General features: G+C 41.5%; 11 protein-coding genes and 4 pseudogenes. 12 read left to right on the top strand and 3 right to left on the bottom strand.

The features are described 5' to 3' along the window. Positions 1-354, top strand: a 354-nt coding sequence (locus tag H8Z79_RS16255; RefSeq protein ID WP_187002949.1) for an FtsX-like permease family protein, incomplete at its 5' end; no start/stop codon positions are given. Here H8Z79_RS16255 and H8Z79_RS16765 read toward each other — a convergent pair. Continuing rightward, positions 346-426, bottom strand: a pseudogene (locus H8Z79_RS16765) (DUF6061 family protein); the annotation flags it as partial. The gene H8Z79_RS16255 and the pseudogene H8Z79_RS16765 sit on opposite strands and share 9 nt — an antisense overlap. A gap of 363 nt (positions 427-789) precedes the next feature. Here H8Z79_RS16765 and H8Z79_RS16250 point away from each other — a divergent pair. Continuing rightward, complete coding sequence (locus H8Z79_RS16250; RefSeq protein WP_015541392.1) at positions 790-1,170, top strand: hypothetical protein; 381 nt, start codon at positions 790-792, stop codon at positions 1,168-1,170. Positions 1,171-1,330: 160 nt separating this feature from the next. Here H8Z79_RS16250 and H8Z79_RS16245 read toward each other — a convergent pair whose 3' ends face one another. Then, positions 1,331-1,768 (bottom strand): MerR family transcriptional regulator, encoded by a 438-nt coding sequence (locus tag H8Z79_RS16245; protein ID WP_118050597.1) that lies wholly within the window; start codon positions 1,766-1,768, stop codon positions 1,331-1,333. 118 nt (positions 1,769-1,886) lie between these two features. On the opposite strand from H8Z79_RS16245, the gene H8Z79_RS16240 reads away from it, so the two are divergent. The 3 genes from H8Z79_RS16240 to H8Z79_RS16230 are packed head-to-tail and all read left to right on the top strand — an operon-like array spanning position 1,887 to position 4,023. Then, entirely contained in the window at positions 1,887-2,885 is a 999-nt protein-coding gene (locus H8Z79_RS16240) for an alpha/beta hydrolase (RefSeq protein WP_187002948.1), read from the top strand. A 2-nt stretch (positions 2,886-2,887) separates the two neighbouring features. Then, positions 2,888-3,478, top strand: a complete 591-nt coding sequence (locus H8Z79_RS16235; RefSeq protein WP_187002947.1) for a sugar O-acetyltransferase — start codon at positions 2,888-2,890, stop codon at positions 3,476-3,478. A gap of 2 nt (positions 3,479-3,480) precedes the next feature. Then, positions 3,481-4,023: a flavodoxin family protein gene (locus H8Z79_RS16230; RefSeq protein WP_187002946.1), complete on the top strand. Its 543-nt coding sequence runs from the start codon at positions 3,481-3,483 to the stop codon at positions 4,021-4,023. Between the two features lie 197 nt (positions 4,024-4,220). Here the strand turns inward: H8Z79_RS16230 and H8Z79_RS16225 are convergent, their stop codons facing one another. Next, positions 4,221-4,442, bottom strand: coding sequence for a CpXC domain-containing protein (locus H8Z79_RS16225; RefSeq protein ID WP_225877043.1), 222 nt, complete (start codon positions 4,440-4,442; stop codon positions 4,221-4,223). 6 nt (positions 4,443-4,448) lie between these two features. On the opposite strand from H8Z79_RS16225, the pseudogene H8Z79_RS17540 reads away from it, so the two are divergent. The 7 genes and pseudogenes from H8Z79_RS17540 to H8Z79_RS16190 form a co-directional block, all read left to right on the top strand. Further along, positions 4,449-4,652 (top strand): annotated as a pseudogene (locus tag H8Z79_RS17540) (flavodoxin family protein); the annotation flags it as partial. A gap of 231 nt (positions 4,653-4,883) precedes the next feature. Continuing rightward, positions 4,884-6,137 (top strand): ATP-binding protein, encoded by a 1,254-nt coding sequence (locus H8Z79_RS16215; protein WP_187002945.1) that lies wholly within the window; start codon positions 4,884-4,886, stop codon positions 6,135-6,137. A gap of 425 nt (positions 6,138-6,562) precedes the next feature. Beyond that, positions 6,563-6,694: pseudogene (locus H8Z79_RS16210) on the top strand (ParA family protein); the annotation flags it as partial. A 327-nt stretch (positions 6,695-7,021) separates the two neighbouring features. Next, positions 7,022-7,645, top strand: a complete 624-nt coding sequence (locus tag H8Z79_RS16205) for a TetR/AcrR family transcriptional regulator (RefSeq protein WP_334291027.1) — start codon at positions 7,022-7,024, stop codon at positions 7,643-7,645. Between the two features lie 110 nt (positions 7,646-7,755). Then, positions 7,756-9,528: an ABC transporter ATP-binding protein gene (locus H8Z79_RS16200; RefSeq protein ID WP_118039877.1), complete on the top strand. Its 1,773-nt coding sequence runs from the start codon at positions 7,756-7,758 to the stop codon at positions 9,526-9,528. A gap of 1 nt (position 9,529) precedes the next feature. Further along, positions 9,530-11,264: pseudogene (locus tag H8Z79_RS16195) on the top strand (ABC transporter ATP-binding protein). Positions 11,265-11,280: 16 nt separating this feature from the next. Continuing rightward, on the top strand, positions 11,281-12,096 hold the full coding sequence (locus H8Z79_RS16190) for a class I SAM-dependent methyltransferase (RefSeq protein ID WP_187002944.1): 816 nt from the start codon (positions 11,281-11,283) through the stop codon (positions 12,094-12,096). Positions 12,097-12,101: the final 5 nt, after the last annotated feature.

Raw genomic sequence — 12,101 nt, 5'->3', positions numbered from 1 at the left:
AATATGGCGAATACCATGATCATGAATATTACGACAAAAAAGCAGGAATATGGTATATTACAGGCTGTGGGTATGACAAATAAACAATTAAATTTATGCCTGCAGTTACAGGGACTGATTTTTACGGTTGGCACCATATGTGTAGCACTTATCGTTGGTCTGCCACTTGGCTATGCGCTCTTTGCCTATGCAAAGCATAATGGAATATTTGGAATAAATGTCTATCATGTTCCAATTACACCAATTCTTGCTATGATTTTGCTGGTCGGTTTTTTGCAGATTGTGCTTTCCCTCGTTTTAAGCAGTAATCTGAAAAAGGAAACGCTGGTTGAAAGAATAAGGTATCAGGGATAGCAAGTAACCAGCACTTGTATAAACATCAATGCTGTTGCACTGTGGGTTATATTCTGCAAATAATGTTCTCATCGTATCTTATCTCCTTATCGTTCGATCAATCATCAGTTACAAAATCAGAAGTATTTCAATCAGTTCACCATGTCACTTTTATTTTGTGTTATAATGTGTTATCAGATTTTTCTTGGTCTCTGCTGCCGCTTCGGTCGGCACAGAGCAGATGTCCACCGGACATCTTATGCCCTTGTATTTTCCCTTATCAGAGTTCGTAAACTTATATGGGAAGATATAACACAAGGGAAACAATAAGGGAAAGCTCACCTGCGATAAATCCAGCGTTTTCAAGGGTTTGCGGAGAATTTAATAACAAAATATAACAAGTATTAAATTCCTTAAAACAGGTGAAATCTCAATCGGAATTTAGGAGTGATATAAATGATTAAAGATTTAATGTATATTGAACTAAAAACAGGATATTCTGATGATGGTCCAGCATGGATTGGATATGTGAAAACTTCAAAAACCAAGAAAACCATTTACTTTAATGACCACGCTTTTCAAAAATATAATGGTGGTTATTCTAACTATGTAGATATTGAAAACGGCGATGAATATTGGATTTCTGGCTTGAAAAAGAGAGAGAGCAATCGTCATTGGGACGGTCATGGGAAAATTATGATTGACCGCAGAGCTGTTAATGAATATCTTACTCTGATTGGAGAGAAAGAATTACCCCTAAATTTGTTTGAAATAATTGACATTGAAGACAGATTTCCAGTTGAAAGAGTAAATAATCTTTTGAACGATAAAGAATAAAATTTCAGTTGTCTTAATTGGATAAATCGGTATTTAACGCTTAACGAGGAGGAATAAACATGGCAAAGAAAGAAGAAAGATTTGAAGTTGTATTTAGAGATGGAAGTTCGCTTAAAGATGAAGGGATTCGACAAATTCCAGCTTGAAGAAGAAACAAAAATCATTCATGTCCTTTGTCATATAGTTTCTGTATATTTTTTGGAAGTTTATCAGGTAACATGGCATTTATCGTATCTTCATTACCATCTTTCATTGCTGTTTCATAATACCAGCACTTAAATTTTAAGAGGGAGAGAGTTTTTTGAAGTTCCTGGATTTCAGTTTCAACAGCTGATTTTCTGGCTTCAAATAATTCTTTCCTTTTTTCATAGCTGGCGCTGCCTTCAGATACCCGGATAAAAAATTGCTTTATATCTTTGATCTCAAGCCCAGATTTCTTCAGACATTCAATGATACGAAGCGCTTCCAACTCATTATCGCTGAAATAACGGATGTTTCCTTTACGTTCCAGATTAGGGAAAAAACCCTCCTTGTCATAATATCTTAAGGTAGAAACAGGAAGACTAAACATTGCAGAGACCTGACCGATTGTATACATAAAAAACCTTCTTTCAAAATATGCTTGACCTAAAGTCAACTTTAGGTTATATGATATTTATATCATATACTATTGTTAGTGTAATTACAAGAAATTTTGCATATGGAGGATGTTAAATATGTTAAAAACAGAAGAATTAAAGTTGGTATCTGAATGGGATAAAACTTTTCCACAGAGTGAAAAAGTAGACCATAAGAAAGTGACATTTGTAAATCGTTATGGAATTACACTTGCTGCAGATCTGTATAAGCCGAAAAATGTGTCAGGGAAATATCCTGCGATTGCCGTAAGCGGACCATTTGGTGCAGTCAAAGAACAGTGTTCTGGATTATATGCGCAGACGATGGCTGAAAAAGGATATTTAACGATTGCATTTGATCCTTCTTTTACGGGGGAAAGTGGAGGAAATCCAAGATTCATGGCCTCTCCGGATATTAATACAGAAGATTTCATGGCTGCTGTTGATTTTCTTTCTGTTCGGGAAGATGTGGATACGGATAAAATAGGAATCATTGGACTCTGCGGATGGGGTGGAATGGCTCTTAACGCAACTGCATTGGATACAAGAATAAAAGCAACTGTAGCATCTACCATGTATGATATGACAAGGGTAAATGCAAATGGGTACTTTGATTCTGAGGACAGTGAAGAAGCACGTTATGCAAAGAAACAGTCACTGAATGCCCTCAGAACACAAGAATACCGTAAAGGCGAGTATTCCAGAAGCGGTGGTTGTGTTCCACTTCCGGTTCCCGAAGATGCCCCTCTCTTCGTAAAAGATTATAGTGAGTATTATAAAGGCAGATGTTATCATAAAAGGAGCCTGAATTCCAATGGGGGCTGGAACAGTATTGGATGTATGTCATTTATGAATCAGCCAATATTAAAGTACTGTAATGAAATCAGAAGTGCAGTCCTTATCGTTCATGGAGAAAAAGCGCACAGTTATTATTTTGGAAAAGATGCTTATGAAAATATGATCAAGGACAGCAAGTACACATCCAATAAAGAGCTGCTGACAATTCCAGGGGCTGTTCATACAGATCTTTACGATAATCTGGATGTAATCCCATTTGATAAAATCCAGAAATTTTTTAAAGAAAACGGGGTTGGTTAATCATGACATTTGAAGAATATTTGAGTAATATGAAGCCCGGATATACTGTAGACGGTGGAAGTGAAGACCATCTGATCATGCATGAGCTGTCTCAAAGGGCATTAAAAATAACGATGGAGCTGAATAACAAATATCATACAAAAGAAGAAATTGTACAGCTTATGTCAGAACTTACCGGGCAGAAAATAGATGAGAGTTTTGGAATGTTTCCTCCGTTTTATACGGATTGTGGGCGAAATATCCATATAGGTAATAATGTTTTTATTAATGCAGGATGTAAGTTTCAGGATCAGGGTGGTATTTATATAGAGGATGGAGTCCTGATTGGACATAATGCAGTACTGGCAACAATCAATCATATGGAAGATCCTGAGAAAAGAGCTGGTATGATATTTCAGCCGATTCATATTGAAAAAAATGTATGGATTGGAGCAAATGTAACGGTTCTTCCAGGGGTTACGATTGGTAAAGGTTCGATCATTGCAGTCGGAGCAGTTGTAACAAAAGATGTTCCGGCCAATATGATTGCGGCAGGAGTGCCTGCGAAAGTTATACGTAAGGTTAAAAAAGACGCTGAAAAAGGAGAAATTTAATTGTGGCAAAAAAAGTATTGATCATATCTACAAGTTTTCGAGGAGGCAGCAATTCTGATGTACTCGCAAAGGAGTGTGCAAAGGGAGCAAAAGAAGCTGGGCATGATGTGGAACTTCTTTCTTTGAAAGGAAAAGATATAAAATATTGTGTCGGGTGTCTATCCTGTCAGAAGACTGGAATATGTGTATTGAAGGATGATGTTGCAGATATTATGGCAAAGGTAAAGGATGCGGAGGTCATTGTCTATGCAACACCAATTTATTACTATGAGATGTGCGGTCAGATGAAAACACTTCTTGATAGATTGAATCCTTTGTATTCGACAGATTATTCATTCAGAGATATTTATATGATTGCAACTGCCGCTGAGAATGATGAAAGTACATTTGAAAAAGCCTACAATGGTCTGCAAGGCTGGGCAGATTGTTTTGAAAAGGCTTCCTTAAAAGGCATCGTAAGTGGCGGTGGAATTGATGCTGCAAATACAGCTGCAAGCCATGTGGATGTGATGAAGAAAGCATATGAACTTGGAAAGGAATTATAAGTTTGAAAAGAGTACTATTATTTGGTCTTTATATGTTAGTTTTACTTGGGCTTGTAGGATGTAGAGAAAAAGAAATTACCGACAAATTTATTTGAGTAGAAAAAAGAATTACAATTAATAATGCCGGTGCGGGATTTTGGCATCCAGTGCCGGCATTATTGATTCTACAGGGGCTTGGGGTGTAGCCACCAAATATATCATTCATTTTCGAGAAGAGAATTTGCCACAAGTAATTTAACAAGCTCTATTATCCTGTCATCTTTACCTGCATCAAAAATATGTATCTTTTCAACAGGCTCATTTGCTGATGTTACGATTCGGTTTAAGTACTTTTCAGTATGAAAATCAGCCAAAGCATTTTCCCCATGAAACATTTCATATGTCTTTTCTACCTCTGATTCAGAAACCAGATAAATCATGATACGATGCCTGTTGTTTCATCGCAGTATTGGAATCAGGTACACGGATTTACACCTGATGATGTGAGACAGGATTTAGAGGGAAGGCAGACAATGAGAACACTTGCTAATAATATGGCATGGTTATTAAAATGTATTGCACTTGGAAAAAAGCAAGGGATTGAAATGCCCGATACAGAAGAAAAAGTACTGACTAATTTTATTCGGTAGTACAATTCCAGTTTGTTGAACCATCTCCTTTTTGTTGTTTACCTATAATAACGATTGGAGTAGTCGATTATAGACACTGCAATCAAAAAAATCTGAAAATATACTTATCAACATTACATAAAAGTGTGTAGATGCACATAAAATGGGAATACATATTGAAGTTCAGGTTGTTCTGTGATAGAATCTCATTACTAAAAAGTGTGCAGATGCACGGAAATGGGGAGTACAACGATGGAGATTAAAAGAGACGCTTACCTACAGCAGCTGATCGAGCGAAAAGATAATGGAATGATAAAGGTGATTACCGGCATTCGTAGATGTGGCAAATCCTTTTTGCTGTTTACCATCTTTAAGAGATACTTACTGGAGAACGGCGTTGATGTTGATCATATTATTGAGATTGCATTGGACGGTATTGAAAATGAGGAACTAAGAGATCCTAAGGTGTGTTTCAAGTACATCAAAGATGCCATGAAAGACGATGGCAAATACTATCTGCTTCTTGATGAAGTGCAGTTTATGTCACAATTTGAGGAAGTGCTGAACAGCCTGCTCCGCATGAGCAATATTGATGTGTATGTCACCGGAAGTAATTCCAAGTTCCTGTCCAGCGACATTGTGACCGAGTTCCGTGGCAGAGGTGATGAGATTAGAATCTATCCTCTCTCCTTTGCAGAGTTTTATTCTGTCTATGACGGCGATTATGATGATGCCTGGGATGACTACATGATCTACGGAGGATTGCCGCAGATCGTAAGTTTCCAGAGAGAACGACAGAAAGCGGACTATCTGAAGAACATCTTTGCAAATGTCTATCTGAAGGATGTTATTGAAAGAAATAAGATTCAGAACGTGGATGAGATTGGGATTCTGGTTGATGTGCTTGCATCTGCAATCGGCGCACCGACCAACCCTTCAAAGATTGCCAATACCTTTGCCAGTGAGCGCCAGATGACTTATGCTAATAAAACCATCTCCAAGCATATCGACCATTTGACAGATGCCTTTTTGATTTCCAAGGCAAGCCGATACGATATTAAGGGCAGAAAGTATATCGGTGCAAATCTGAAATACTACTTTACTGATCTGGGACTGAGAAATGCACGTCTGAATTTCAGACAGCAGGAGCCTACTCATATCATGGAGAACATTGTTTATAACGAGCTGCTGATCCGTGGCTACAATGTTGATGTGGGTGTCGTGGATATCTTCGATAAGGATAAAGAGGGCAAACGTGTTCGCAAGCAGTTGGAGGTTGACTTTGTGGTGAATCAAGGAAACCAGAGATACTATATCCAGGTTGCATATGACATGACTTCGGAAGAAAAACAGACGCAGGAGTTCAATTCTCTACGTAATATCCCGGACTCTTTCAAGAAGATCGTCATTGTAAATGGCAGCAAAAAGCCTTGGAGAAATGATGAAGGTTTTGTCATCATGGGAATGAAGTATTTCTTGCTGAATGCGAATAGTCTGGAATTTTAAGTCGATTTGAGTTGTTGCTGTGGTGTTGCTCTATTTCAAAAAAGAGTGAAATGATATAAATAAGGCCACGTCTGATTTCGTGTTGGAACAGCCGTGGCTCAGTTTATTTTTGTCCGTACAAACGAGACTGTTCCGCAGATTATGTAGAACAGACAGAGTACGATTCCGATAGTGAGAACATACGAGAATAAAGATGAACTTAAGAACGAGATAAACAAAAGTTTGTTGAATTAAAAATGAAATAAAGTCCCAGCAATCATAGAGTGTATGGATTCAATTCCATATGCTCTTTTTCTTTACTGAAAAATCTAATGTTACGAGTTTCTTACGAGTCGTATTAAAAAAAACTCGCAAGAAGACTCGTAAGAAAAGAGGATAAAGAAATGTCAGAGAAGGCTTGACATTATAGGAAGGAGGACGCACCTATGTCAAATTGCAAAGTGATTGCTCTGACCAATCAAAAAGGTGGCGTGGGAAAGACAACCACAGCAGTCAACCTGGGTGTCAGTCTGGCAAAGCAAGGAAAGAAAGTCCTGCTGATTGATGCAGATGCACAGCATCTACTGATCAGGCAGAGCTGAAAACAGTACAGGACTTCTTGGATCATATTGAGAATCAGGAATTGTATCATGTACTGATCACAGTGGACAGGCTTACCCTGCAGATCGTTCTGATGAAGATCTAGGGGTACAGCACTCATGAAATCGCCAGGTATCTGAAGATTACCGAAAAGGCAGTTTACAGGTGCATGGACAGGCTGAAAGAAAAAGTGCAGAATGATGTTTAGATTGCAGTTTTTATGCAACTATTTCTTGTTGCTATTGACAAAACCTTTTTCAGAGATTAAAATTATAACAGTGTTATATAGCACTGTTATATAGGAGGTGTGCAAAATAAACGGAAATGGAATGACTTTAGAAAATATCCACCGGGCAGCGAAAGCGGAATTTTTAGAAAAAGGATATAAAGACGCTTCTCTGCGGAATATTGTGAAATCCGTGGGAATGACTACCGGAGCCTTTTACGGATATTACAAAAGTAAAGAAGAACTTTTTGAAGACATCGTTGGTGAGCATTATGAATATATTCGCAACCGTTTTATAAAGGCACAGCAGGAGTTTGCCGAACTTCCAGCTGCCAGACAGCCGGAAGTCATGAGTGATATTTCGGGAATCTGCATGTACGATATTCTTCATTATGCGTATGAGCATTTAGAGGAATGTAAACTGATCCTTGTCTGTTCGGAAGGAACAAAATTTGCCGGGCTAATTGATGAAATGGTGGAGATTGAAGTGGAAGGGACTCATGCCTATCAGGAGGTTTTAAGGAAGCTTGGAAGGCCCTCTCCCCATATCGATCCTTCGCTGGAGCATATTCTGATCACCGGCATGTTTCATACTTTTTTTGAATTGATCATTCATGAAATGCCGCTAAAAGATGCCGAAAACTACGTTAGAGAAATGCGCGCCTTTTATACAGCAGGATGGATGAAAATTATGGGGCAGTAATGCCTTATAATTTTTGTTCGATAGTTAGCAACAGCTAACCTAAATTCGGATATTGTAAGAACATAGACGTGTTCTCTTTATCATAAACACAAAGAAAAGGAGGGATTTTTTTGAAAAAACAATCCAATTTATCACGCCTGCTGGAAATTGCAGGTAGCCATAAGTACCTGACCTATGCTTCCTGGGTGCTTTCTGCAATCAGTGCCCTGATCGCTCTGGTACCCTTCTATTACATCTGGAAAATGATCAAGGAAGTACTGGAGGTGGCACCGAATTTTGGCCAGGCACAGAACCTGACCGGTAATGGCTGGATGGCAGTATTGTTTGCGGTTATAGCGGTGCTTGTCTACATAGCAGGGCTGATGTGTTCCCATTTAGGGGCATTTCGTATCGCCACAAACCTGCGTATCCAGACCATGGAACATATTGTCAGACTTCCCTTAGGTTTTGCCGAAAGTTTTGGCAGCGGAAAACTGCGCAAGATCGTCAACGAATCCAGCGCAGCCACTGAAACCTATCTCGCTCATCAGCTTCCCGACAGAGCCAATGCCATTGCAACCCCCTGTGGTCTTTTGGTGCTGTTGTTTGCATTTGACTGGAGACTGGGTCTGTTGAGCCTTGTTCCGGTTGTGCTGGGATTTCTGATCATGATGACAATGACCGGAAAGCAGATGCAGGAAAAGATGAAAGAATACCAGAATGCGCTGGATGATATGTCCAACGAAGCGGTAGAGTATGTCCGCGGGATTCCGGTGGTAAAAACCTTTGGCCAGACCATCTTTTCCTTTAAGAAGTTTAAAGAATCCATTGACCGGTATAAAGTATGGGTGATCGCTTATACCAAGCAGCTTCGGACACCGATGATGTTCTATACAGCTGCAATCAACGGAGTTTTTGCCACACTGATCGCCGGAGGCTTGTTGCTGACACAAGACGGTGTGACTTCCGGTTTCTTACTGGATCTCATTTTCTATATCATTATTACGCCGGTTATTTCTATTACACTGACACGTATCATGTTCCAAAGTGAAAATGCCATGATCGTAGATGACGCTTTACAGAGAATTGACAGCGTTTTGCGTTTGAAGCCTCTGGAGGAAACCAAACATCCAATACACCCGCACAATGCTTCCGTGGAACTGAAATCGGTTCATTTCAGTTATGATGGAGAAAAAGAAGTAATAGAAGATATTTCACTGACCATTCCTGAAGGGCAGACGGTAGCTTTTGTAGGCCCGTCCGGCGGTGGTAAGACAACCCTTGCCAACCTGATTTCCCGATTCTTTGATCCCCAGAGCGGAATGGTAAAAATCGGTGGTGTTAATGTGAAAGACATCCCAAAAGAGGAACTCATGAATACGGTGTCTTTCGTATTTCAGAACAGCCGTCTCATCAAGGCGTCCATTCTGGAAAATGTGCGTATGGGAAAACCGGAAGCTACCCGTGAGGAAGTTCTGACTGCCCTTCATCACGCGCAATGCGATGATATTCTGGAAAAACTCCCACAGGGTGTGGATACGGTCATCGGTACAAAGGGGGTCTATCTATCCGGTGGAGAGCAGCAACGAATTGCCATTGCCCGTGTGATGCTGAAAAATGCTCCGATTATTATTCTGGATGAAGCCACTGCCTTTGCTGACCCGGATAACGAAAGCCGTGTACAGGCTGCTTTCTCAAAACTTTCCGAGGGAAAGACAGTGATTATGATTGCCCACAGGCTTTCTACCGTAACAAATGTGGATCAGATTTTTGTCATTCAGGACGGACAGGTTGCCGAGTGCGGGAACAGTCGTGAATTGCTTGCAAAAGACGGCATTTTCAGCCGTATGTGGAAAAATTACCAGACTTCCGTGCAATGGAAGGTAACAAAGGAGGTGCAGTGATATGATCAAAAAACTGCAGAAAAAATATGCCCTGTCTGAACAGGGAGCAAAAGACCTGATCAAAGGCTGCCTGGCCTGTGTCCTTCAGAATCTGTCTTTTATGTTCCCGGTAGGACTTTTATATTACCTGGTCAGCGATCTGATGAACGGGGGGTGTTCCCGGTGGGAAAATTCCATTTTATGTGGCAGGCTGCGTGGTGTGTATCGGCTTGATTCTGCTGACCACTTTCTTTCAATACAATTCGACCTATTTTGCCACTTACAAAGAAAGCGGTGTCCGCCGCATTACCCTGGCAGAGCATCTGCGCAAAATCCCTCTTTCTTTTTTCGGAAAAAAGGATTTAGCCGATCTTACCAGTACCATTATGGCGGACTGTACCTTTCTGGAACAGAGTTTTTCGCATTTTATCCCTGAGCTTGTGGGTTCGATCATTTCTACGGTTCTGATTTCTATCGGTCTGCTCTTTACGGACTGGAGAATGGCGCTGGCTGCCTTATGGGTTCTGCCGGTTGCTTTTGCGATTGTGGGATTTTCCGCAAAGATTCAGGAAAATCTGAATCAGAAAGCGATGGATGTGAAGATGGCCTGCGCAGACGGGATACAGGAGTGTATTGAAACAGTTCGTGACCTGAAAGCGAACAATGCGGAGCAGGCATATTTAAAAGGGCTGGAAAAGAAGATCCGTGCTGTGGAGCATCGTTCCATCCTCAATGAATTCGGCCTTGCTGTTTTTGTGGTTTCCGCGTCACTGGTGCTGAAGCTTGGTATTGCAACGGTTGCGCTGGTGGGAGCTGTTCTGCTCATGCAAGGAAGCCTCTCCGTGCTTACATTCTTTATGTTCCTTCTGGTAGTATCCCGTTTATATGACCCTCTGCAGGGCGCGCTCCAGAATCTTGCGGCAGTCATCAGTACACGAACCAACATTGCCCGAATGAATGAGATTCTCGATCATCCGATCCAGCAAGGCAGTGACAGGCTTTCCAATCAGGGGTATGATATTGTCTTTGACCATGTTGGGTTTGCCTACAATACCGGAGAAACAGTATTGAAAGATGTTTCCTTTACGGCAAAACAGGGAGAGGTTACGGCTTTGGTCGGCCCATCTGGCGGCGGGAAAACAACCGTATCCCGGCTGGCTGCAAGATTCTGGGATATTAACAGAGGAAAGATTACCGTGGGAGGTATGGATGTATCCCGAATAGACCCGGAAACACTGCTTTCTCTGTATTCCATCGTATTCCAGGATGTCACACTGTTTGACAATACGATTCTGGAGAATATCCGAATCGGAAACAAAGACGCCACAGATGAACAGGTCATTGCGGCTGCGAAACTTGCCAATGTGGATGAATTTGCCAAAAAACTGCCGGATGGATGGCATACCAATATCGGAGAAAATGGCTGTGAACTATCCGGCGGAGAGCGCCAGCGTATCTCTATTGCCCGTGCATTTCTGAAAAATGCGCCGATCATTCTTTTGGATGAAGCGACTGCTTCTCTGGATGTGGAAAATGAAACTCTGATACAGACAGCCCTTTCCCGTCTGATCGCAGATAAAACCGTTCTGGTTATCGCCCACAGAATGCGTACCGTAGCCGGAGCGGATAAGATCGTTGTCCTTTCTGATGGCACCGTGGCAGAAGAAGGATCACCAAAGGATCTGGAAGAAAAGAATGGTGTATATGCCCATATGGTAAAACTGCAGACAGAAAGCCAGAGTTGGAAACTTGGGTAAAGAAGGAGGAAATGTAATGAACAAGAACCATTGTAAGCAGGAAAATATCCGACTTGGCACCCACGGAGAAGACTATGGAAGCTGGATGTCCAACCCTGTCTTTTACATCATTGGCGGAATCGAAGTTTTGGCCGCTGTGCTGGCTGTCCTCTCTTTTTATGTATTACATGTCGCTGTTCTTGGTGTTCTGTTTACTGTTATCACAATCGCACTTTTGGTTTTACTGATCTGGATCACATGGATCAGGCGGCAGTATGCCTTTGGTGGTGGCGGAATCATGGAACAGGTTCATCGAGTCGTTCTCTCTCATCTGGACTATGACGGTGAGGGGAAGATTCTGGAAGTAGGCTGCGGTTCGGGAGCACTGACAATCCGTGCGGCTCTGACATGGCCGAAAGCACAAGTGATCGGTGTTGATTACTGGGGTGCTGTGTACAATTACAGCAAGGCACTCTGCGAGAAAAATGCTGCCAGTGAGGGCGTGGCTTCCCGCTGTGTATTTCAGCACGGTGATGCGAAGCAGCTGGATTTTCCTGATGAGAGCTTTGATGTAGTTATCAGCAACTATGTCTATCACAATGTTATGGGTGCTGATATGCAGAAACTGCTGCTGGAAAGCCTGCGGGTATTGAAAAAAGGCGGCGTCTTTGCACTCAACGATGATATGAAACCAAAGATGTACGGTGACATGGAAGGTTTTGCGCAGAAACTGCGGGATATGGGGTATGAGGAAGTACGACTCGTTGACACTGCACAGGAAGCTTTTGGCTCCCACCGTTGGGCTGCCATGATGATGCTGGGGTCTTCCCGGCTGCTTGTCGGCAGAAAGTAATGTAT

This window comes from Blautia intestinalis (assembly GCF_014297355.1).
GTDB classification, from domain to species: Bacteria; Bacillota; Clostridia; order Lachnospirales; family Lachnospiraceae; genus Blautia_A; species Blautia_A intestinalis.
The sequence above is the reverse complement of the archived record's forward strand: the minus strand, read 5'-3'. Positions and strand labels throughout refer to the sequence as shown.